Genomic DNA, 23,143 nt, shown 5'->3' with positions numbered 1-23,143 from the left:
CTATTCTCCGGCCTGCCTGCGCGGCAATGCAAACCCGACCTGCGGCTTGGCATCTGGCCCGCGCATGTAAAGCGGCTTCGGCGCGTCAGCGGGTGTGCGAGTGGCCGCCAGGCGGGCGAAAGTGGCGATATTGGCTGTCGGTTCTATGAGGCCAAGCGCAAACTTGTCGCCCAAGGCCTCGTTGATCGACTTTGCTGCCGATCCGGCCAGCACGGTATCGAGGGGCGCATTGCCTGCAAAAGCTTCCGCTTCTTCCCGCGACAGCACCGCTGGCTTGGACAGGGCAGCACCATTGGCGTCGAATGTCTGCGCATAAATCTCGCCGCGATGCGCGTCGAGCAGGATCGTCACCGGCTTGCCCGGCATGTGTGTGATTGTCTCATCCGCCAGCGCCTCGAAGGCGGTGACGCCAATCGCCGGGGACCCGAGCGCCAGTGCAAAACCCCGCGCCGCCGAAACACCGATGCGCACGCCCGTGAAAGAACCGGGGCCGATATTCACCGCCACCCGGTCGATATCGTTTATCGTGACACCTGCCTCGGCCAGCGCACGCCCGACATAATCCATCAGCACTTCGGCGTGCCCCTTGCCGATATTCTCGCTGACCTGAGCAAGAACGACATCGCGGCCAGCGTCATAGACGGCGGCGGCGCAATAGGAAGCGGCGGTATCGAGGGCGAGTATCTTCATGCACTTCCGGGTAAATGAGAATTGGCCCCGCGACAAGTCTAACCCTGCCGAAGCCGACACCAATTCATCGCCAAAGAGCAGCGGTTCTTATCATTTTCATCTTTTTCTGCGGAACAAAATCGGCTGACAGGCGTTTTTTCGTTGGGTGCGGGATGATTCCGTTTGCGCCTCTCTTCGACCGCCCCGACGCTGGCGATTCTCCCAATCGCTGCGAGCCAGCCAATCGCTCGCGCCTGATTGTGCAAAGGATATGAGGATAAAATGTCCAATAAGTCGACGCATGCAACCCGCAACGATCTTCCTTCCAACACCAAGACGTCCATGATCGCGCTTCTGAACGAAAATCTGGCTGCGACCATCGATCTTGCACTGATCACCAAGCAGGCGCATTGGAACCTCAAGGGGCCGCAATTTATCGCAGTGCACGAAATGCTCGACGGTTTCCGCACCGAACTCGACGATCACGTCGACACCATTGCCGAACGGGCGGTGCAGCTTGGCGGCACGGCCTATGGCACGTCGCAGATTGTGGTGAAGGAAACGAAACTGAAGCCCTATCCGACCGATATTTATGCGGTTCACGATCATCTGGGCGCGCTGATCGAGCGCTATGGCGATGTCGCCAATCTTCTGCGCAAATCGATCAAGGATTCAGACGAGGCGGGCGACGACAACACGGCGGATATTTTTACCGCCGCTTCGCGCTCGCTGGACAAGGCGCTATGGTTCCTCGAAGCCCATGTGCAGGAAAAGAATTGAGGCTTCAGCTCATCGCAATCATGAAGAAGGCCGGGAAATTTCCCGGCCTTTTCAATTTCCGGCGTCCAGCACTCAGAGCGGTTCCGGTAAAAACGGAATCGGGCAACTGCTCTATCTCTTTGTTTTTACGCATTATCCTACGCAAAACCGCAACGCACTTTTGCTGGAAATGCTCTAGCTGGCCCATTCGCCGCGACGCATCACCGGCTCGCGGCTGCCATCGGCCTTGATGCCATCAACGTCGATTTCGCCGGAACCGATCATCCAGTCAATGTGGATGAGGCTGGAATTGCCGCCCTGCGCCTTGATCTGTTCCGGCGTCAGCTTGGCGCCGTCGATGAAGCACTTGGAATAGCACTGGCCGAGCGCGATATGGCTCGCAGCATTTTCATCGAACAGCGTGTTATAGAACAAGAGACCGCTTTGCGAGATCGGCGACGAATGCGGCACCAGCGCCACCTCGCCGAGCCTGCGCGCGCCTTCGTCCGTGTCGAGTACCTTCGACAGCACTTCCTCACCACGGCTCGCCTTGGCTTCGACAATCCGGCCCGCTTCGAAACGGACGGCGATATTCTCGATCAACGTGCCCTGATGCGAAAGTGGCTTGGTGCTGGCGACATAACCATCGACGCGCAAGGCGTGCGGTGTGGTGAAAACCTCTTCCGTTGGAATATTCGGATTGCAGGTAATGCCGTTCTTCGCCGTCGATGCGCCGCCGTGCCACTCGTGGCCGTCGGCAAGCCGGACCGTCAGGTCCGTGCCCGGACCTTTGAAGTTCAAGGCGCTATAGGCCTTGCCGTTCAGGAAACGGGTGCGGGTGCGAAGCGCTGCATTATGCGCGGCCCATGCGCCGATCGGATCTTCGACATCCACGCGTGAAGCGGCAAAAATGGCTTCGGCCAGCTTGCGGGTCGCAACCTCTTCCGGCTCATTCGGGAACATCAGCTTCGCCCATGCCACATTTGGATAGGAAACGATGTTCCAGTTGATATCGAAGCCCGCGATCTTTTCCAGCGCAGGCTGATAGGCCTTGGAATTTGCGCGATTGGCACGCGAAACCTTGGCGGCGTCCTGGCTGGACAGGAGCATCGGGTTGTCGGCAGCAATCGCAAGACGCGCCGCACCTTCCGAATAGGCCTTGGCCATACCCTGATAGAGCCAGTCCGCGGCGCGGTCGAAGCTTGCATCGGGTGCGTTTTCATAGCGGGCCAGCGCAATCTGATCATCGGCGAAGAACGGCGTCACCAGACCTGCGCCCGCCTTATAGGCGTGTTTGGCAATCAGCCGCACCAGCGGCAGGGCGACAACCGGCGCCGTGATGATCAGATCCTGTCCCTCGCGCAATTGCAGGCCGACGCGCACGGCGACTTCCGCCAGACGTTCGAGCTTTACCGGATCGATGACAGGATTTTGCATATCGTGAGCCATGAGCTGCGGGACCTCTTTTGATGCGAAGACGCGTCCCTTTAAAAAGGGAGCGCGGTTTGGAATCACTTTTATACTCTCGTCATCAGTTTACCAAACGGCATAATTTCACCACTCTTTTCCCTGCACCTGCGCTATTATTGAAGCAGCGGGCAGTTACACAGGACGAATGACGATGAACAGGAAACTACTTGTTTTGCTGGGGCTCGCAGGCCTGCTGGCCGGTTGCGTCACCATGACACCAGAAGAGCGCCGCGCTGCCGACGAACAGACATGTCTCGGCTACGGCTTCAAACCGCGGACCGACGCATTTGCCAACTGTCTGCAGCGGCTCGATCTCGACCGCCGGGCGGATCGCCGCGCCTGGGAAAACCGCGTCGATTTCTACGATCAGCCCATCATGCTCTATCAGCCGATCTATCGTCCGGTCGTGGTTCGTCCCCGCTAATAGCGATGGAATGCAGAGCTCAAATAAAAAATGCGGGCCAATCGGAAAGATTAGCCCGCACCAAATCTGTTCAACTCAACTTATAGAGGCGTTTCCGGACGGTCCTGCGACAGAAGCAATGCGCCGATTGCATCGACCTGCTTCTGGTCTGCCGCCGCATAGCCAAGCGATTGCGGCTGGCTTGCCGGTGCCGACGTATCGAATTGCGGCTGATAGGACGCGACCTGCTGAATTTGCTGCTGCGCCGTCGCTACACCATTCTGATGCGCAAGGCGATTGCCCCGCGCCTGCGGTCCAAGGCCGCTGCCACGCACAGAGGTTTCCATCTTGGACGCATCCGCCAGCGCGACCTGTACGGTTGGCGCTGCTGCCGGAACCGGTCCCGCCTGCGGCAAGGTCACGTCATAGGACGGGTCTTGCGGCAGCGAAGGCGATTGCGGCGAATAGGCGAGCGCGAGGTTATATGGTTCCTGCGGCACCGGATTCTGCAACGAACCGTCGCGATTGCGTTTTTCGTAGAAGGAATTACCGCCAGCAACCAGCACATAGTGCATGTTGTTGTAGGGGAACTTCAGGCCTGCCGTATGGAAGAACATGGCGTTCTTCAGCTTCGGATGGCGCTGGCCTTTCAGCACGGCGTCGGCTGCGGCCTGAACATCGGGCAGCTTGCTGGATTCCATCTTGCGGGTGAGAACGCCGGGCGCGAACTGGTTCTTCTGGCCGACGACGCCGCAAATCGTATCGGGATAACGGCCCGATGCGAGGCGGTTCATAACAACCGTGCCGACAGCCATCAGACCATCGGAACTGGAGCGGTTCGATTCGAAGAACATGGCGCGCTCGAGACACTCCTTGTCCCTTGCCGTATAGGTATAGGTCTTGACACCGTTGACCGACTTGACGTGACTTACGGCCGCCGTCTTCTCGGTCTTGGCTGTGGTGCCGGTCGTCGTGCAACCCGTCACTACGAAGGGCGCTACGAGCAGTCCTGCCAATACAGGCAGCTTCCAATTACCAGCGCGCGTCAACGGCTCAGTCTCATATTCAGGACCCTTAACTGAAGCAGTCGATCCGAAGGCCAAAAATGACCAATACGGGTCTAGCTGCGGTGCAAGTCAAAGCAGGCGAAGATCAAAAATCAAACAACCTGCCGTCGCTCGTCTTCTTCAAGGTTTTGGAATTTTTAGGCCAAAAAAAGGCAATGGGTCAAATTCCGAAATTGCTGAAACCATCGAAATGGTCGCAAATGAAACCCGAATCACGAGCGCAATTGTCCACACAAACCATTCAAAACTATTAATATTTTCTTAATGAACCTGCGGAAAAGAGATAAACCTTTGATTTGATGGAAATGATAGTTCCTCAATACAGGTCACAACCCTGCCTTAATTCGCAACTGCTGTAAAATTTTGATATATCTTGCTTCATCAGGTTGGGAAAATCTGCGGCGTAACTGTTTTAGCAAGTCCTGCGCTGGTTCCTTCAACTTTGATACAAGAAGCGTAACATTCCGTGAGATTAGCGATTTTCAGCCTTTTCAGCGTCTCGCCGGACCGAATCGGCTGGCAAGGATAACAGGCCGCAAGAGCGCTTCAGAAAGTGATCGAGCCCGCCTTTCGATGAGGAAAGACGGGCTCGAAAAGAAGTTTTTTATCGACGCACGATCAGCCGAAAGAATATCCCGCGCCGCGTACCGTGCGGATCGGATCGAGCGCGCGACCCAAGTTGATGGCCTTGCGCAAGCGTCCGACATGGACATCCACGGTGCGATCATCGACATAGATATCCGGTCCCCAGACACCGTCGAGAAGCTGACTGCGCGAGAAAACGCGGCCCGGCGACATCATGAAATATTCGAGCAAACGGAACTCCGTCGGTCCAAGACGGACTTCCTTTTCCTTGCGGTAAACGCGGTGCTGCTGACGGTCGAGCACCAGATCGCCTACTTTCAGAACATGCGACAGCAGGCTTGGATTGGCACGGCGCAGCATCGCCTTGACGCGGGCCAGGAGTTCCGGCGTCGAGAAGGGCTTCACGACATAGTCGTCGGCCCCGACGCTTAAACCCCGAACGCGTTCGCTTTCCTCGCCGCGCGCGGTCAGCATAATGACCGGCAGGCGTTCCGTCTCCGGCCATTGGCGCAGACGGCGGCACAGTTCGATGCCCGATACGCCGGGAAGCATCCAATCGAGGATGAGGAGATCAGGGACGTTCTCGCGCAGCGCGATTTCAGCCTCGTCGCCGCGCAGCATCGTGTCCACCTGATAGCCTTCGGCCTCAAGATTGTAGCGCAGCAGAACGCTCAGCGCTTCTTCGTCTTCCACCACAGCGATTTTGGGTACCTGTGACATCCATTATTCCCTATCTTAAACCGGCGAGCGGAAGATACACGTCCCCCCATCGACCGCGTGCCGCCGCGCTATTCACACATTCTCCACCGCATTTGGGAGCAATCCTGCAATCTGCCCTGATCGCTCCAAATGCAGCGCTTACTCAGGGCTTGCGTGCCTCATCCACGACGATGCCGTGGCTCAGGTCTTCCTTCGGTCGTTCGGCAGGCATCTGCAGGCCGGTCACGATGTAATAAACGGTTTCCGCGATGTTGGTCGCATGGTCGCCGATGCGCTCGATATTCTTGGCGCAGAACAGAAGATGCGTGCAGGCCGAAATATTGCGCGGATCTTCCATCATATAGGTGAGCAGCTCGCGGAACAGCGAGGTGTACATGGCGTCGATCTCGTCGTCGCGATCACGCACGACATTGATCTGCTGCACCGAGCGCGACGAATAGGCGTCGAGCACGTCTTTCAGCTGGGTCAGCGCCAGTTCGGCGAGCGTTTCCAGACCGCGATAGAGCTTGACCGGCTGGCGGGATTCAGAAACGGCGGCAACGCGCTTGGCAATGTTCTTGCCCAGATCGCCAACGCGCTCCAGATCGGCGGAAATGCGGATCGAACCGATGATTTCGCGCAAGTCCACCGCCATCGGCTGGCGCTTGGCGATGATCATCACGGCCTTGTCGTCGATTTCGCGCTCGCTGGCATCCAGGATCAGGTCGTCGGAAATGACGCGCTGTGCAAGGGCGTTGTCGGCATTGACGATCGCTGCGACCGACTGTTCGACCATACGTTCCGCATGTCCGCCCATTTCGGCGATCTTGTGGGTGAGAAACTTCAGTTCCTCATCGTAGGAACGAACGGTATGCTGAGACGGCATGGTAGACCTCGTAATATAAATTGCGGGGAAGCCGCACTTCTGTTTGTTCTGACGCAATCCGCGCGCAAGGGTTGCTTTCCCCTGCCCCCGGTTTGTTAGCCGAAGCGTCCGGTGATGTAATCCTGCGTGCGCTTTTCCGTCGGCGCAGTGAACATCGTTTCCGTGTCGCCCACTTCGACCAGATTGCCGAGATGGAACATGGCGGTGCGCTGCGAAACGCGGGCCGCCTGCTGCATTGAGTGCGTGACGATGACGATGGTGTAGTTCTGGCGCAGTTCGTCGATCAGCTCTTCCACCTTGGCGGTGGCAATCGGATCAAGCGCCGAGCAGGGTTCGTCCATCAGGATGACTTCCGGGCTAACCGCGATCGCACGTGCAATGCACAGGCGCTGCTGCTGGCCGCCGGAAAGGCCCGTGCCCGCATCGTGCAGGCGATCCTTCACTTCCTCGAACAGGCTGGCCTTCTGAAGGCTGGTCACGACGATTTCCTCCAGATCGGCCTTCGTGCGGGCCAGACCGTGAATGCGCGGGCCGTAGGCGACGTTCTCGTAGATCGACTTCGGGAACGGGTTCGGCTTCTGGAACACCATGCCGACACGGGCGCGTAGTTCCACCACATCAATCTTCGGATCGTAGATATCCTCATTATCGAGCGTGATCTTGCCAGCGATGCGACAACCTTCAATCGTGTCGTTCATGCGATTGAGCGAACGAAGGAAGGTGGACTTGCCGCAGCCGGAAGGACCGATCAGCGCCGTCACCATCTTTTCCGGAACATCCAGATTGACGTCGAAAAGGGCCTGCTTCTCACCATAGAATACGCAAACCTTGTCGCCGCGCATCTTTACGGAACTGGCGTTGGCGTTCATCTTTTCTCCTACGGCTTTCTCGAGAGTTCGTTCAGTCATCAAATTCATAGCTTCGACTCCCGTTTACCAGCGGCGCTCGAACCGGCGGCGCAGAATGATTGCTGCAATGTTCATCACGGCCAGGAACAGAAGCAAGACGATGATAGCGCCGGACGTGCGTTCCACAAAGGCGCGTTCTGCTTCATTGGCCCACATATAGATCTGGACAGGCAAGGCGGTCGCCGGGTCCATCGGCGTGGACGGAACATCCGCCACGAAAGCCACCATGCCGATCAGCAGAAGCGGCGCGGTTTCGCCGAGCGCATGGGCAAGCCCGATGATCGTGCCCGTCAGAATGCCTGGTGCGGCAAGCGGCAGGACGTGATGGAACACCATCTGCGTCTTGGAAGCACCGAGACCGAGCGCTGCTGCGCGGATCGACGGCGGCACGGCGCGCAGGGCGGCACGCGTTGCGATAATGATCGTCGGCAGCGTCATCAGCGTCAGCACCAGACCGCCGACCAGCGAGGCTGAGCGCGGCAGGTTGAAGAAGTTGACGAAGACCGCAAGCCCCAGCAGACCGAACACGATGGACGGTACGGCTGCGAGATTGTTGATGTTCACCTCGATCATATCCGTCCAGCGGTTCTTCTTGGCGAACTCTTCCAGATAGATCGAAGCGGCGACGCCGATAGGCAGAGCCAGACCCAGCACGATCAGCATCATATAGAGCGAACCGACCAGCGCCACGCCGAGCCCCGACGTTTCCGGGCGGCTCGATGCGCCATAAGTGAAGAGGCCGGTGTTGAATGCCTCCTTCATGACGCCTTCTTCCGAAAGCGTCTTCATCCAGCCAACCTGACGGTCCGATACCTTGCGGCTCGTTTCAGGGACGGTCAGATCGATCTGCCCCTTGAAGGCGGAATCGATATCCGCACCGGCCAGAACCGGAACAGTTTGTGTCGTGCCGATGATGGCCGGATTGTCCATCACCATCTGGCGCAGCTGAACGCGCACGCCGTCGGAATAGAAGCGGCCAAGATCGCGCATGGCCGGGCGGTCGGTGGTTGCGACGCCGAGCTTTTCAGCCAGCGCATTGCGCACCAGAAGCGGATAGTTCGCGGCGATCAGCACGTTGGGATCGGTCGCCCGCTTGTTGCCCGGATCGATCACCTGCGCGTCGATCTTGACCGGAAGGTAGAGCGTCGTCTGCCAGAAGGCGGTGTAGCCCTTGGAGAAAACCGAGAACAGCAGCGCGCAGAGGAAGAACACGCCAATGGCGATTGCAGCGATGCCATAGAGGCGGAAGCGGCGTTCGGCAGCGTAGCGGCGTTTCAGTCCGATATCGCGGCGGGCGGGTTGTGCAGTCGCCGTACCGCTTGCGTTGAAGGTCGTATCGGTCATTATTCGTACTGCTCCCGGTACTTGCGCACGATATGCAGCGCAAAGATGTTCATGATCAGCGTCAGGACGAAAAGCGTGATGCCAAGTGCAAAGGCAACCAGCGTCTGCGGCGAGTTGAACTCAAGGTCGCCGGTCAGCTGATTGACGATTTTCACCGTGATGGTGGTCATCGCGTCGAATGGGTTGATGTTGATACGCGCCGCAACGCCTGCCGCCAGAACCACGATCATGGTTTCACCGATGGCGCGTGAAGCGGTCATCAAAAGTGCGCCGACAATGCCCGGGAGTGCCGCAGGCAGGACAACGCGCTTGACAGTTTCGGAGCGGGTGGCGCCAAGACCGAGCGAGCCGTCGCGCAGCGTGCGCGGCACGGCGGTGATGATGTCGTCGGAAAGCGACGACACGAAAGGAATAAGCATCACACCCATGACGAGACCGGCGGTCAAAACGCTCTGCGCCATGATGAAGCCCTGACCGCCCGCAATCGCGGCGGAAAGATCACGCAGGAACGGGCCGACCGTCACAAGGGCGAAGAAGCCGTAGACGATACTGGGAATACCGGCGAGCAGTTCAAGCACCGGCTTAACCACCGTGCGCACGCGCGGCGAGGCATATTCGGCCATGTAGATGGCGGCGAACAGACCGACCGGAACCGCGAACAGCATAGCGACCAGCGCGATGTAGAGCGTACCGGCCAGAAGCGGGATCAGGCCGAACTGGCCCGTCTCACCGCCGGAACCGGCAGCAGCAAAGCGCGGGTCCCAGACCGTGCCGAAGAAGAAATTCCACGGCGAAACCGACTGAAAGAAGCTGATCGTCTGGAACAGCATCGAGCAGATGATGCCGACAGTGGTCAGAATGGCGATGCCCGACGCCGCGATCAGCCCCCACAGCACGATGCGCTCGACATTGTTGCGGGCGCGCATGCGGCGGTTGATCGTGGAAAGACCGAAAATCAGACCGGCAACCGCAATGACCAGCGCCACGGCAGCGCCGATCGTGTGCGTGAGGTCCGTCGCCTTCTTCAGATAGAGGGCGATCGGCACCATATAGTCCTGCCCCTCGGTTGCGAGAGCCACGCCCTTGTTGCCGAGAACCGAGCGCGCATCCTGATAGTTGGTCGGGAAGCTTTCCAGCTCAGCCGGTATCAGGCGCTCAAGCCCGTTGGCGAGGCCGCGCACCATACCGAGCTGAAGGCTGCGATTGGTGTAAGAACCATCCTCGACGGCATCGGGTAGTCGTGCGGTGGCGCTGTGATCGAGATAGACGGACGATCCGACAGCCCAGACGGCAAGAAACAGCACTGCAGGCAATGCAGAAACGAGGAAAACCCACCAGCCATGATAATGCGGGCGGGAATGCATTTTCTCGGCCGTCGATCCTTGCCCCGAACCTTGGGGCGCGACAGGCTGCGCTTTGTCCAGTGCAACGGCGCGCTGACGGCCAATAAAGAAGCCGACCAACCCGATTGCAATGACGCTGACGAGAACCAGAAAGAAGGACATTCAATTTCCCCGGTTGCCCTGAAAAATGCGAAACGACATAGACGTGTCCCCAATGACCAGACTGTCAGCTCCGCGCGATTGCGCCTCTCATATTAGAATGGCGCGAAAGGAGAAGAACGCGGGGAGGTTTCATCCCCGCGTTCCACAGTTTTAGACTTACTTTGCAGCCAGCGTCTTGCCTTCGGTGAAGGCGGCGCGCTGTGCTTCGCGTTCTGCATCCGGAGCCGGCACCAGACCATATTCAGCGAGCGGGCCGTCAGGACCGATCATCTGGTCGTTCAGGAAGAAATCGACATATTCCTTGAGGCCCGGCACGACGCCGAGGTGAGCCTTCTTCACGTAGAAGAACAGCGGACGCGAAACCGGATATTCACCCGAGGCGACGGTGGCAGCCGATGGCGTGATGTCGTTGACGGTCGCAACCTTCAGCTTGTCGGCATTGTTTTCGAAGAAGTAGAGGCCGAAAACGCCAACGCCGGTTTTGTTGGAGTCGATGCGCGCCAGCGTTTCAGCATAGTCGCCGTCGATGTCGACAGCCTTACCGTCCTTACGCACTGCGATACAGGCCGAAGCGGCAGCCTTGTCGTCGAGACCGGTCTTCTTGATTTCGTCCAGAGCGCCGGAGTGCTTGCAGCCGTCGGCCAGAACCTTTTCTTCGAAAACTTCACGGGTGCCGTGCTTTTCGCCCGGGATATAGGCAGCAATGTCCCAATCCGGCAGGTTCGGGTTCACCTGGTTCCACTTGGTGTTTGGATTGTCGACCAGCTTGCCATCGACAACAACCTTGGCGGCCAGAGCCTTGTAGACGTCTTCCGGCTTCAGCTTCCAATCCGGACCCTTGGCGTCGGTTGCGAAGACGATGCCGTCATAACCGAAGCGCACTTCCTGAACGTCCTTGACGCCAGCGTCAACGCACGACTTCAGTTCCGAATCCTTCATGGCGCGCGATGCATTGGCGATGTCGATGGTGTTTTCACCGACGCCCTTGCAGAATTCCTTGATGCCGGCGCCCGAACCGCCCGATTCAACAACCGGCGTCTTGAAGTTCGGATAGGTTTCGCCGAAGGTTTCAGCGACGATCTTTGCATAAGGCAGCACGGTGGAGGAACCGGCAACCTGAATCTGATCGCGCGCCTGGGCAGCGGAAACCGACAGAACGGCGGCAATGGCCAGCGCCGCGGTCGAGGAAATCATCTTGTTCATGAGCAGCAGCTCCTGTTGTAAAAAGCCTATGACGATTAGCGTCAGTAGCCGTCTACGCGCTCTATATTACATTCATATGACAGTAATGTTACAGGTTTGTAGCAATCCACCCTCCACCAATTGTGTGGGACTTTGGATGCCATGGAAGAGCTGCTGGAACTGTTATGGGAATCAAAGCCGTAAGCTTGGCAAACGGGCTCCCGTGGCTTCGATGCCCGCCACATCGGCATTGGCAAAGGCAAAGCGCAGAAAAGCTTCCTGTCCTTCACCGAAGAAGACACCCGGCAATGTGACAATGCCGAGCGACTTCGCAAGGCGTTCTGCAACCGTCACCGATGATAGGCCCTCGAAAGGGTGCCGCACGAAGGCGAAATAGGCCCCAACCGCTTCAACACGCCAGCCATCGACAGCCGCCATGACGGAGCGAAGTGTTGCAGACCGGCGCGCGATTTCCTTGCGGTTCTCGTTGCGCCAGGCTTCCAGCGGCGCAAGCGCACGGGCAACAGCCACCTGCGGCGCACGTGTGGCGCAGATTTGCAGATTATCCATCACCTTGGCTATATTGGCCACCATATCGACGCCTGCAACAATGGCCCCCAGACGATGCCCCGGAATGCAGAAGGATTTCGAGAAGCTATAGAGCTGGATCAGATGCGACGGCCAGTCGGCCTCGCCGAACAGCCCGTGCGGCGCCTCACCGGCAGTCGGCAGAAAATCGCGATAGGTTTCATCGAGGATCAGCCACGTGCCGTTGGCGCGGCACAGCGCATAGATCTGGCCGAGCAGTTCCGGCGGGTAGACCGCGCCGGTCGGGTTGTTCGGGGAAACAAGCGTCAGCGCCTTCACACCGGGATGCAGCGCCGCCCGCACATCCTCAACCATCGGCACAAAGCCATTTTCAGCACGGCAGGGAAAGGAAGCCGGATTGATGCCAAGCATTTCCAGTGACGAACGGTGGTTGAAATAGAACGGGTCGGTCGTCAGCACCGTATCGCCGCTGCCAGCCACGCACATGATGGCCGCGATGAAAGCCTGATTGCAGCCGGATGTGACATGCACATTGCGCGCTTCAATCGAAGCACCATAAAGCGAGCCGACATGCGTGGCATAGGCCTGACGCAGTACAGCCTCGCCTTCAATCGGTCCGTAGCCTGCGCAGGCCAGCGAACCCGCCGCCTCGCCCAGAAAGCGCAGCATGTCGGGATGCGGCGGATAGCCCGGAACCGCCTGCGAAAGATCGATCAGCGGGCCGTGGCTGTCGTCATAATCCCGCGCCCAGGCCTGCACGGCCGGAATGGGCGGCGCGGAGAGTTGATCGATCAGCGGATTGACGGCAGGCAAATTCATCGGGGGCTCCATAGCAATGACGCCACTCTTATCGCGAAGGGATGAGGGTTTAAAGCGGTTACTCGCTGGGCCGAGAAAGCACATAGGCCGCAGAGCCCAGCATGAAAATGGTTACCGCAATCGCCAGCAGCGGACCCGGATGGGCGCCCCACCAGAAAAAACCGTAGCCGACAAGCATGCCCAGGCAGGCATAGAGCTTCGCCTTTGGTGGTATCGCGCCACGGTCACGCCACTTGACGATCAGCGGGCCGAAACGCGGGTCGGCAAGAAGCCGCGCTTCAAGTTTGGGCGAAGACCGCGCAAAGAACCAGGCCGCCAGAATGATGAAGATGGTCGTCGGCATGACCGGCAAGACGGCGCCGATGATGCCAAGCGCAAGCATGACAAAGCCCAGTACGAGATAGAGCGCCCGCTTGCCAGCGGATATCGCCGGAACGGAGGCATTCGTGTTCGTGTCGGGATGATCGTCCTGCATGTTTTCCGTTGGAATCACATCTGTTCGCCACAGGCATATAGCAGGATTTCTTCCATAAATTGCACTGGCTGCACGGTCAAAGAAACGTCATAAGCGCCGTTTTCCGGCCTGTGGATAAGAAAAAACCGACCTGTAAAAATTGCCACACACACGGCCAAATTGCATTTTTGCCCGGAAAATGCCGCATTTCGACAACTTTTAGAAGAGGCTTTAAAACTTGCGCTACAAATAAAAATTGTAGGGTCAGGCGACAGCGGTTGAACCGCTAAAAGCAGTTTTTCTTGGATTCCACCGCGTAAAACAAGGCCACACGAAGCCATGCGCCAGATTCCTAACGAATCGTAAACGCTTTTACAGCAACAGAACCGAATCCTTCAAAATATTCCTCAGTTATGTTTCGAAATATAAGTAAACAACGCATAGTATAGGATGATATTCCGCTGCGGATATAGATTCAATTATCGCATAATGTTCTCATTCGAACCACGTCATCGCCACATTTAGATTCCACTTCGCTCAGGTCTTTCTCAGCAAAACTGTCAAAGCGCCCCGTTAACAACTAGTGGAACTGGTATGAACTTCAAGACCCGTATGGCTATGCTCGGCTTTGCAGCAACCAGCCTTCTCGCTGTCAGCGCAATCGAAGCCTCGGCACAGCAATGCGGCGGTGCCTCCTGGTACGCCCTGACCTCCCGCACGGCTTCGGGTGAACGTATGAACCCAGCCGGATTGACCGCAGCGCACCGCTCCCTGCCGCTTGGCAGCAAGGTCAAAGTTACCAATCAGAGAAATGGCAAGTCGCTCGTCGTGCGCATCAACGACCGCGGCCCATTCATCAAGGGACGCGTGCTGGATCTCTCCAAGGGTGCTGCAAGCCGTCTCGGCTTCATCGGCGCCGGACATACCAAGGTCTGCTTCACGCCGATGTAATCCGGCGTAAAGCAATGATCAGATTCTAGAGCGCATCCCGAAAAGCGGGAGCCGGTTTTCGGAAAAGATGCGCGTAAAAACGAAGAATTAGAGCAGTACCAGCCTGGGCTGGGCAGGTACTGCTTTCAACTCTTCCGGGATACGCTGTTTGCGATCCAGCCGATCGATGAACCAGCGGGTCAGATTGATCCAGACGTCGTCTTTTTCCGCCGCATCCTCGATGCCGTGTTCGAGATTGGGATTGTCATTGACTTCGATCACCACGACACCGTCATCCGTCTCCTTCAGATCGACACCGTATAATCCATCGCCAATACACCGCGCAGCGCGCAGGCCGGTTTCCAGAACCGCTTTGGGCGCATCCGCCAGCGTATAGGTGCGAAAGCCGCCCTCAAGCGGTTTGCCGCCCGTATCGTGCTTGACGATCTGCCAGTGGTTTTTCGCCATCATATACTGACAGATGAAGAGCGGCTTGCCGTCGAGGACGCCCACACGCCAGTCGAACCGGGTCGGCATATATTTCTGCGCCAGCAGAAGATCGCTGTCCTGAAGCCACAGCATCGCCAACGCCTTCAGCTCGGCAATATCCTTCACCTTCTTCACCCCGCGCGAGAAGGACGAATCCGGTATCTTGATGACCAGCGGAAAGCCCAGCATATCGGCGGCCCGCTCCAGATCCTCCTCGCCCGCAATCATCACGGTCTGCGGCACGGCCACATCATTGGCCTGCATCAGTTCGTGCAGATAAACCTTGTTGGTGCAGCGGATCATCGAAATCGGATCGTCGATGACCGGCATGTTTTCCTGCTGCGCCCGTCGCGCAAAGCGATAGGTATGGTTGGAAATCGACGTGGTTTCGCGGATGAACAACGCATCGTAATTGGCAAGTCGCGACAGGTCCTTCCTGCCGATGGGGTCCACTTCAACGCCGAGGCGCGCTGCGATCTTCGCCCAATGCTTCAGTGACGCCATGGATGAAGGCGGCATCGCCTCTTTCGGATCGCAGAGCGTGGCGACCGTATAACGGGCCGGAACCTTTGGCTTGGCCGCCCGCCATTCGCGCTGCGTATAGCGGTCGAGCGCATCCTCGAAACGCTCCTTTTGATGTTTTGAGAATTTCGCAATATTGGCAAAGCCGATTTTCTGGATACGCGCCCACTCGCCGGGCTTGACCGTTACTTCCAGCGACGGCGCACGGAACCAGTCGAACAATAGCCTGCCGAAACGCTCGAATTCCGGGTTCTCGGCCAGCCCGAAATGGACGTGGATGGTTTCTGGCGCTTTTTCGGGATGCTTGCCCAACGCCTTGTTGAGCATGTCTTCCAGCTCGGGAATGGCATTCTCATAGAGCCGCCGTTCGGACAGATCAATCATCGTCTCGACGGACGGAATGATCCGGTGACCGCGCGCCTCCGCCAGAAGCGAGGCATAATAGCCGCGGCTTTGATAGGTATAGCTCCGCGACAGGTTGATAATGCGCGGGCGCTGCTGGCCGTTGAACAGGGCCGGATGCGCGAGATAATCGCGATTGGTCATGACCTTGTGCGGTGTCGCGCCATTGTCGATATCCGAGAGGCGCCCAACGAGAATGACGCAGATCGTCATCAGTCTGTCCCTTTTTCGAGAATCACAGCTGCTCTCAGCCCATCGCTGCCGAAGCGTGCGATGCGGTCGAAGATGTGGAAGGGAACCGGCACATTGGCCGCATCGGCGATGCTTTCGCCCTGTTTCTCTTCCACCCACGGATCATGAATAAAAATGTGACGGCCATCTTCGCCATGGACGAGCACCCAATGCGGCACCTTGTTGCCGAACATGAGATAGCCGCTGATCAGAACGATCACCGACGCGCCCCGCCGCAGCGCCGTGATGATGTCGAACAAAGTGAAACCGCGATATTCCACCGGAATGCCATAGGCTTCCGTGCGCTGGCGAAAATCGGTCTGTGCAAGCCGCATCACCCGGCGCTTCTTTTCCGAACGCACCGATTGCAGAAACAGCATATCCTCAATGGAGACGATGATGGATGCCTTCAATCCATGCTCATGCCCGGCGACGGCAAGGCCGAAAGGCTCGCAGCCGCCCGGCCCGGACATCATGTAGATCGTGGTTGCATCGCGCCACAGACGGATTTCCAGCACCGGATCGAGCGCGGTTCCGGGCTTGTGCCGGGCAAGCGCCATCATCAGACAGGCCGCACCACAGGTGAAATCGGTCGTCTGCCGGTAATAGGCAAATGGTGTTGCCAGAGGCACGCCGCCGCGCACCGTCTTTTCGAAACGCAAGGCGTTGGAATGGTCGGCATAATAATCGAGATAGCGCCCAATCGGGCGATAGCCGTGGCGCTTATAAAGAGCGATCGCCCGCGCATTGTCCTCGCGCACTTCAAGCCGTAGCAACGGACGGTCATGCTCAAAGGCCGCCGTCTCTGCCGCCTGGAGCAAAAGCGCGCCGATACCCTTGGCGCCTGCATCCGGATCAACGGCAATCGAATAGAGCCGCGCCAGTGCCGTACCGTGCCGGAAAAGGATCATCGCATAGCCGATGATCTTGCCGTCAGCTTCCGCAATGATGGTTTCTGCGGTGGGACGCGCGATTAATGCGCGGAAGGAACGTCGGGAAATGCGGTCTGTTTCGAAACAGCGCTCTTCGATGCGCAATAACGCATCGATATCGTCTGCCGTGGCCTTGCGCGTGGTTGCGCTTGTCATCCCGTGGCCTTTGCAAATGGACCTCAAGGGTCCGGTGGAATGTGCCAACCATTGGCATATTCGCTGGCAAAAACAAGCTCCCTCAGCATGGCAAAATTATGAGTGGTCACCAAGCGTACACAACGGCTGAAAAACCTAACGAATTCAATCATAGATTGTATTATTTCAGACCACCCGCGTTAACCATTAATTAAGATGTTGGGCGGTGAAGCGGCAAAGCGAATTGACTCGCAAGTGTTTCAGATTTTAACGTTTCGTTAATAAAAGAGTTTCCGGCAAGGGCGTTTAGTATGTTTTGCGTTGTTCGCTCGACCAAGAAAATGATGGCAGCAGCTGCTTTCGCGGCTTCGGTGCTGATGACGGGCTTTGGTGCTGAAGCAGCCTCTGGCGACTTCATGCAGACTGGCAAGGTCACCTCGCAGCCAATCGGCCATTACGAATTCTGCAAGCGCGAAGCGCAGGAATGCAATATTGCCAGCCGCGACACCAGCCCGTTGCCGCTCGGTCATGCCAACTGGCAGCGCATTGTCGAAGTCAATCTTTCGGTCAATGAACGCATCAAGCCGATGACCGATATGGAAATCTACGGCGTCGAGGAATATTGGGCTTATCCGACCACCGTGGGCGATTGCGAAGACTATGTGCTGCTCAAGCAGCGCGAGTTGCAAAAGGCTGGCATTCCGATCAGTGATCTTCTGATCACTGTCGTGCGCAAGCCGGACGGCGAAGGCCATGCCGTGCTGACCGTTCGCACCGACCGCGGCGACTTCGTTCTCGACAATCTGACCGACGAAGTTCTGCGCTGGAACGAAACCGACTACACCTATCTGAAGCGTCAGGCCGCGAACAATACCGGTCGCTGGGTCACCATCGAAGCACCGGACAATCTGTTGGTCGGCTCGGTTCGTCATTAGAGCGGTTCCGGTTAGCACGGAATCGTGGAACCGCTCTGTCTATTTGTTTTTGCGCATTATCCCACGCAAAACCGCTACGCACTTTTGCTGGAAATGCTCTAAATCGAAAGCTTACCGAAATTGAATTCAGGCCCGGAACGTGATAGACAGTCCGGGTCTAAAAAGGAGAGGTCGGTGCGGTTAGCCCGGCTCCCGTGCAACGGCATAGTATGATGCCAGAGACGGGTCCTGACCTTCGCGGTTCTGCGATCGCAATGTGTCCCCTGACCTTCAACTCCGGAGCAATGGTGCGCCGGAGGGTTAAGGGTTTGGACAATGAAACAGCAAATTTCCGTTATTACACTCGGTATTGCCGACCTCGCCAATTCGCGTCGCTTCTATGTCGAAGGCTTGGGCTGGACGCCGATATTTGAAAATGACGAGATCATCTTCTACCAGATGAACGGGTTCGTTCTCGGCACCTTCCTTAAATCATCGCTCGAAGCCGACATGAACCGTCGCGGCCTTGTGCAACCGGGGGCATTTTCGCTCGCCCATAATGTGGAGCAACAAGCAGATGTCGCGCCGCTGATGCAGCGGCTGACAGAGGCAGGCGGGACGCTGCTGCGCGCCGCCGACGCGCCCCCGCATGGCGGCTTTCGCGGTTATGTCGCCGATCCCGACGACCACGCCTGGGAAATTGCGTGGAACCCGGCCTGGCGCATCGATGAAAACGGGCTGGTGACCTTCGGGATCTAAGTCCAAAGGAACGCGACCATCCGCGGCGTGAGCAATCACGCCGCAGAAATCAACCGTTCCGCACCGATGCGGTAGGAAATTGCGCCGGCCAGATGAATGCGGCTGATTTGATCCACCCCATCGAGATCGGCCAGAGTGCGCGCAACTTTCAGGATGCGGTGATAGGCGCGGGCGGAAAAGCGCATCTGCTCGCTGGCATCGCGCAACAGCTTCAGCCCCGCTGCATCCGGTTGCGCCACCTCCTCGATCAGATTCGCCGAGCAATAGGCGTTCGTCATCGACGAATCGAGCCCCAGCGCCGCATAGCGCGTGGCCTGCACGGAGCGCGCGCGGGCGACACGCTGCGCCACGGTCTCGCTTCGCTCCGACTGCGCGGGCTGGATCAGGTCGAGCGCCGAGACAGCGGGCATGTCGACACGCAGGTCGATGCGATCCAGAAGCGGGCCCGAAATCCGCGCCTGATAATCCGTCTGACAGCGCGGCCCGCGCGCGCAACTGTGGCCGGGTTCGCCCGCCATCCCGCATCGGCATGGGTTCATGGCGGCAATCAGTTGAAAGCGCGCCGGATAGCTGGTGCGATGATTGACCCGGGCGATCAGACATTCGCCCGTTTCGAGCGGCTGGCGCAACGAATCCAACACCTGCGGTGAAAACTCTGGAAACTCATCCAGAAACAACACGCCATTATGCGCCAGCGACACCTCGCCCGGGCGGGCGCGCAGGCCGCCGCCGACCATCGCCGCCATCGAAGCCGAATGATGCGGCGACCGGAATGGCCTGCGGTCGGACAGTTTTCCGCCCGCTAGCTCGCCCACGATGGACGCGATCATTGACACATCCAGCAATTCACGAGGGGAAAGCCGCGGAAGGATCGACGGCAGGCCTTGCGCCAGCATCGACTTGCCGGAACCGGGCGGGCCGACCAGAAGCAGGTTATGATTGCCTGCTGCGGCGATTTCCAGCGCGCGTTTGGCCGTTTCCTGTCCCTTGATATCAGCAAGGTCGGGCAGGTTTTCGCTGGAAACCCGCATGGACGGATCGGGCGGCGTCAGCACCTGTGTTCCACGAAAATGATTGGCCAGCGCAATCAGGCTGCGCGGTGCGAGAATGTCGATATCGGCACCGGCCCAAGCAGCTTCCGGACCGCAGGCATAGGGGCAGATCAGCCCCTTGTCTTCCCGATTGGCACCGATCGCAGCGGGCAAAACACCCGCGACAGGCGTAATCGACCCGTCGAGCGAAAGTTCGCCCAGCACCAGATAGGATTGGATGGCGTCTGCCGGAATGGCGCCGATGGCCGCCATCAGCCCGACCGCTATCGGCAGATCGTAATGCGAACCTTCCTTCGGCAGATCGGCGGGCGCCAGATTGACCGTGACCCGCTTGGTGGGCATTGATAGCCCGGAAGCATGCAAGGCCGCCTGTACGCGCTCGCGGCTTTCCGCCACCGCCTTGTCGGGCAGGCCGACAATCGACATGCCCATCTTGCCCGGCGCGACCATGACCTGCACATCGACAGGCACCGCTTCTATGCCCTGAAAGGCAACCGTTCCAACCCGCGCGACCATAAGCCCCCACTCGCCACGCAGCACATCTCTAAAGTGAGAGAATGCTTAAATACAACCAGAGGATTTAAGCATTTTTCCCGAAACAGATCAAGAACGCTGTGTCGCCAGTGAGGCCTGAATTTACCAGGAAGCGCGTGCGCCTATGCGACCGGAAAGAAGCCTGAAGCGCTCGCCGCCGAGGTTGAACTCATAGGATGCATTGGCATACAGCGAGGTATTGTCGGCAACCTTGGTCGTGAAACCGGCACCGAGTTCAAGGCTGGTTTCCTCCCAGGAAGGACGAAGCCTGTCATTGTTGAAATAGATCGTATCGCTCGCCTTGAACTGATGCCAGACATTGGCCAGCACGAACGGATTGAACGGCCGCTCATTGATCGTGTAATTGCCTTGCAGGCGCGCGCCGACACGGCCTGTCCAGCTATCGTTATTGTCGTAACGGATGGTGCCGCCGGGATCGTTAGCCTCATCGAAATTCTGATACTGCCAATAGATCTGCGCCTGCGGTTCGATCACCCATTTTTCGCTGATCGCGAATTTCTTGCCCGCTTCGAGAGAGGCCGTCCATTCCTTGCCATGGAAGCTGGAACTATAATCTGCGACCGATTCCGTATCGATGCTGAGCCATGAATGCATGACGATGGCGTCGATATAGGCTTCGTCTTCCCAGGTATGGGTCCAGTAAGCGCCGAGGCTGTAAGCATCGACATCGATATTGCCGATCTCGATATTATTGCCATAGATGTTTCTGGCGCGCATATCGCCCCAGCCGCGTGCATAGCCAGCCATCAGGCCGAGCGTATCGAGCTGACCGTCATTATGTTCGGCACGATAGACCGGCACGCCGAACTGCATGCCCCACTGGTTACCCTTGTAGCGCTGATCGGCGAAGGTGCTGAGATTCTGGCGATATTGATCGCCGAACATGCGGCCCCAGATGACATGCTTGTTTGCCTCATCACCGAACCAGGACTGTTCGCCGTGCCGTTCGTGGAATGTGCCGAGCGCCACGCGCAACAACCCGCGCACGACGGTTGGCGTTGCGCCCAGGATCGGAACTTCGGGACGAACCAGCGTGATGCTGCCGCCATCGTCGCCACCGCCCGAACCGCCTCCGGTCCCACCGCCGCTGCCGCCACCCGTGCCGCCGCCAGAGCCGCCGCCTGTACCACCTCCGGAACCACCGCCAGAGCCGCCACCTGTGTTGCCATTGCCGTCGTCGTCATCATCGCCATCGTCAGGGCCGGGCAATAACCAAATCGGCAAATCAGGATTGGTTGCGTCGATGCCGTCGAAATTGTTGCGCAGATACCAATTGTTCTCGGTTCCCGCCGTCACACCGCCTTGCACCAGCTGGTATTCGTAAATACCGGCGGAAGCGCGCCGCGCGAGGTTAAACGTACCTTCGCCGGTGGTCGCTCCATTGATCGCCTCCACCACAAGAATACCGTTCTGCTGGGTTTGCGCACCCGTACCGCCGACATTGGTCACCACGATGCCGGTGGAGCCGGTCGTCGTGCCGTTCGAAATGACCAATTTGTCGGACGGCGCATTGTCGCTGGCCAGAACCGTGTTCAGCCAGAGCTGGCCCGAATTCCCCTGATAATTGCCGACGATGGTGAGGCTGTCCGATGTGGAATTGGAGCCATTGGTGAGATCGATCACGCCTGCATTCACCACCTGTGTGAGACTGCCACCCACCGCCGGGCTGATGGTCCAGCTACCGCTGCCAGCGCGAAGATAGCTGCTCGAATCGATGGTGAGCGTGCCGGTAGCGGTGCCGCTGTCGCCAAGCGTCAGATTGCTGTTCATCGTCAGCTCGGACGCATTCTGAAGCTCGATAAGCTCCCAGTTGATCAGACGCTGCGGATTGCTGCCCTTGGTGTTCTGCCAGGTCAGACGATCTGTGCCGAGGCCGCCATTGATCTGGATGCTTTTCAGCTGAGTATCGGTCAGCCCCTGAAACACCGCGACATCATTGTCCGCGCCCATGTCGATGCCGCCGATCAGACCGCCCGTCCAGAGCATGTAATCAGCGCCATTGCCCGCCATCAGCGAACCGGTGACTTCGCCACCGGACAAGAGGAACCGGTCATTGCCGTCATCCTGATTGACCGTCGCACTGACACGACCGCCGCGCATGTCGAAAAGATCGTCGCCAGCCCCTTGCGAAACGCTGCCATTGATCTGGCCGGGATCATAATTGATGATCGTGTCGTTGCCGGAACCGAGCGCAATCGTGCTCTGGATCGTACCGTAATTTTCCACGTAGGTCTGGCTGGCGCCATTGACGAAAATGCCGTTGTTGAAGGAAGCGCCGGTGGTATTGGAGATATTGGTCGCGCCATCGCCATTGATGGTGACGCCATTGTTCAACGTGCCATCATTGGTGATGATGTTCGTGCTGTTGCCGGTGAAGCTGAACGCCGAATTGATATGCGAATTGGCATAATTATGGACCACATAGGTGCCGTTGCCGCTCACCGTCAGGCCGCCATTGATCGTGCCGCGATTGTCGAAAACGAGGCCGGTCGCATCGTTTATGGCAACGCTCTGCGCATTGCCCGAATGATCGACCGTCAGCGCGCCCATGCTGCTGGCCGTGAATGGGCCATTCAGATTGGTGTTCTGCTCGATCACGACATTGAGGCTGCCAAGCCCGCTGGTGCTGAACCCGCTCGGATTACCGTTACAGACAACCGTATCGCCCGATGCAGGCGAGGCAGGCGTACAATCGGCAAGCGCCGTTTCTGTATAGGGGAAGAGAAGAAGAACCCCGATGACCGGTATCGGCATTTTGAACTGAGGGGCGGTAAGGCGCAGTAACGGAAAGGCGTGACTTTTTCTGTTCTCAGTCGAATGACGCATCAAGGTCCCCTCGAATACTATTCGCAAATAACTGAATAGACCGAATTCTGCACTAAAGAACGGGATTGGCAATATTATAAATTAGGGTGTTCTAAAT

The 23,143-nt window shown here is 58.0% G+C and carries 22 protein-coding genes; 6 read left to right on the top strand and 16 right to left on the bottom strand.

What is annotated here, in order from left to right; translation table 11 throughout:
- Positions 1-690, bottom strand: coding sequence for a tRNA (adenosine(37)-N6)-threonylcarbamoyltransferase complex dimerization subunit type 1 TsaB (gene tsaB, locus D8666_RS06795; protein WP_121536984.1), 690 nt, complete (start codon positions 688-690; stop codon positions 1-3).
- 261 nt (positions 691-951) lie between these two features.
- Between tsaB and dps the strand changes: the two genes are divergently transcribed.
- A complete protein-coding gene (gene dps / locus D8666_RS06790) occupies positions 952-1,449 on the top strand; it encodes a DNA starvation/stationary phase protection protein Dps (RefSeq protein WP_121536982.1) in 498 nt (165 codons plus the stop codon).
- A 174-nt stretch (positions 1,450-1,623) separates the two neighbouring features.
- Here dps and D8666_RS06785 read toward each other — a convergent pair whose 3' ends face one another.
- Positions 1,624-2,877: an aminopeptidase gene (locus D8666_RS06785; protein WP_121536980.1), complete on the bottom strand. Its 1,254-nt coding sequence runs from the start codon at positions 2,875-2,877 to the stop codon at positions 1,624-1,626.
- 166 nt (positions 2,878-3,043) lie between these two features.
- On the opposite strand from D8666_RS06785, the gene D8666_RS06780 reads away from it, so the two are divergent.
- Positions 3,044-3,322 carry a hypothetical protein gene (locus D8666_RS06780; protein ID WP_121536978.1) on the top strand — a complete coding sequence of 93 codons (279 nt, stop codon included), beginning with the start codon at positions 3,044-3,046 and terminating at the stop codon, positions 3,320-3,322.
- Positions 3,323-3,402: 80 nt separating this feature from the next.
- Here the strand turns inward: D8666_RS06780 and D8666_RS06775 are convergent, their stop codons facing one another.
- Entirely contained in the window at positions 3,403-4,350 is a 948-nt protein-coding gene (locus tag D8666_RS06775) for a cell wall hydrolase (RefSeq protein ID WP_121536976.1), read from the bottom strand.
- 56 nt (positions 4,351-4,406) lie between these two features.
- Between D8666_RS06775 and D8666_RS06770 the strand changes: the two genes are divergently transcribed.
- On the top strand, positions 4,407-4,622 hold the full coding sequence (locus D8666_RS06770; protein WP_235858892.1) for a hypothetical protein: 216 nt from the start codon (positions 4,407-4,409) through the stop codon (positions 4,620-4,622).
- 364 nt (positions 4,623-4,986) lie between these two features.
- On the opposite strand, the gene phoB is transcribed toward D8666_RS06770, so the two are convergent.
- The 9 genes from phoB to D8666_RS24175 form a co-directional block, all read right to left on the bottom strand.
- Positions 4,987-5,673, bottom strand: coding sequence for a phosphate regulon transcriptional regulator PhoB (phoB, locus tag D8666_RS06765; RefSeq protein ID WP_078337701.1), 687 nt, complete (start codon positions 5,671-5,673; stop codon positions 4,987-4,989).
- 142 nt (positions 5,674-5,815) lie between these two features.
- A complete protein-coding gene (phoU, locus tag D8666_RS06760; protein ID WP_109370090.1) occupies positions 5,816-6,538 on the bottom strand; it encodes a phosphate signaling complex protein PhoU in 723 nt (240 codons plus the stop codon).
- Positions 6,539-6,633: 95 nt separating this feature from the next.
- On the bottom strand, positions 6,634-7,455 hold the full coding sequence (pstB, locus tag D8666_RS06755; RefSeq protein ID WP_121536974.1) for a phosphate ABC transporter ATP-binding protein PstB: 822 nt from the start codon (positions 7,453-7,455) through the stop codon (positions 6,634-6,636).
- Between the two features lie 15 nt (positions 7,456-7,470).
- Entirely contained in the window at positions 7,471-8,790 is a 1,320-nt protein-coding gene (pstA, locus tag D8666_RS06750; RefSeq protein WP_121536972.1) for a phosphate ABC transporter permease PstA, read from the bottom strand.
- Entirely contained in the window at positions 8,790-10,295 is a 1,506-nt protein-coding gene (pstC, locus tag D8666_RS06745) for a phosphate ABC transporter permease subunit PstC (protein ID WP_121536970.1), read from the bottom strand. The genes pstA and pstC overlap by 1 nt, the downstream gene beginning before the upstream one ends.
- A 156-nt stretch (positions 10,296-10,451) precedes the next feature.
- Positions 10,452-11,498: a PstS family phosphate ABC transporter substrate-binding protein gene (locus tag D8666_RS06740; RefSeq protein WP_109370086.1), complete on the bottom strand. Its 1,047-nt coding sequence runs from the start codon at positions 11,496-11,498 to the stop codon at positions 10,452-10,454.
- A 171-nt stretch (positions 11,499-11,669) separates the two neighbouring features.
- The gene (locus D8666_RS06735) at positions 11,670-12,839 is read right to left on the bottom strand and encodes an aminotransferase (protein ID WP_209445967.1); all 1,170 of its coding nucleotides are present in this window, start codon (positions 12,837-12,839) and stop codon (positions 11,670-11,672) included.
- Positions 12,840-12,903: 64 nt separating this feature from the next.
- Positions 12,904-13,320, bottom strand: a complete 417-nt coding sequence (locus tag D8666_RS06730; RefSeq protein WP_109370344.1) for a YbaN family protein — start codon at positions 13,318-13,320, stop codon at positions 12,904-12,906.
- Positions 13,321-13,334: 14 nt separating this feature from the next.
- A complete protein-coding gene (locus D8666_RS24175) occupies positions 13,335-13,640 on the bottom strand; it encodes a hypothetical protein (protein ID WP_167836043.1) in 306 nt (101 codons plus the stop codon).
- Positions 13,641-13,893: 253 nt separating this feature from the next.
- Here D8666_RS24175 and D8666_RS06725 point away from each other — a divergent pair, with 253 nt between their 5' ends.
- Positions 13,894-14,250, top strand: coding sequence for a septal ring lytic transglycosylase RlpA family protein (locus tag D8666_RS06725; RefSeq protein ID WP_078337695.1), 357 nt, complete (start codon positions 13,894-13,896; stop codon positions 14,248-14,250).
- Positions 14,251-14,337: 87 nt separating this feature from the next.
- On the opposite strand, the gene D8666_RS06720 is transcribed toward D8666_RS06725, so the two are convergent.
- Entirely contained in the window at positions 14,338-15,855 is a 1,518-nt protein-coding gene (locus tag D8666_RS06720) for a RimK family ATP-grasp domain-containing protein (protein ID WP_121536966.1), read from the bottom strand.
- Positions 15,855-16,961 carry a peptidase C39 family protein gene (locus tag D8666_RS06715; RefSeq protein WP_121536964.1) on the bottom strand — a complete coding sequence of 369 codons (1,107 nt, stop codon included), beginning with the start codon at positions 16,959-16,961 and terminating at the stop codon, positions 15,855-15,857. Before D8666_RS06715 ends, D8666_RS06720 begins: the two co-directional genes overlap by 1 nt.
- Before the next feature lie 290 nt (positions 16,962-17,251).
- Between D8666_RS06715 and D8666_RS06710 the strand changes: the two genes are divergently transcribed.
- Positions 17,252-17,875 (top strand): transglutaminase-like cysteine peptidase, encoded by a 624-nt coding sequence (locus tag D8666_RS06710; RefSeq protein ID WP_121536962.1) that lies wholly within the window; start codon positions 17,252-17,254, stop codon positions 17,873-17,875.
- 315 nt (positions 17,876-18,190) lie between these two features.
- Positions 18,191-18,613 (top strand): VOC family protein, encoded by a 423-nt coding sequence (locus D8666_RS06705; RefSeq protein WP_121536960.1) that lies wholly within the window; start codon positions 18,191-18,193, stop codon positions 18,611-18,613.
- Between the two features lie 35 nt (positions 18,614-18,648).
- Here the strand turns inward: D8666_RS06705 and D8666_RS06700 are convergent, their stop codons facing one another.
- Together D8666_RS06700 and D8666_RS06695 are read right to left on the bottom strand one after the other, a co-directional pair.
- A complete protein-coding gene (locus D8666_RS06700; protein WP_121536958.1) occupies positions 18,649-20,181 on the bottom strand; it encodes a YifB family Mg chelatase-like AAA ATPase in 1,533 nt (510 codons plus the stop codon).
- Positions 20,182-20,301: 120 nt separating this feature from the next.
- Positions 20,302-23,046 (bottom strand): autotransporter family protein, encoded by a 2,745-nt coding sequence (locus D8666_RS06695; RefSeq protein WP_121536956.1) that lies wholly within the window; start codon positions 23,044-23,046, stop codon positions 20,302-20,304.
- Between the last annotated feature and the right edge of the window lie 97 nt (positions 23,047-23,143).

The organism is Ochrobactrum soli, from assembly GCF_003664555.1.
Classification (GTDB): domain Bacteria; phylum Pseudomonadota; class Alphaproteobacteria; order Rhizobiales; family Rhizobiaceae; genus Brucella; species Brucella teleogrylli.
Note: the sequence above shows the minus strand (reverse complement) of the source record. Positions and strands in the feature narration are given on the sequence as shown.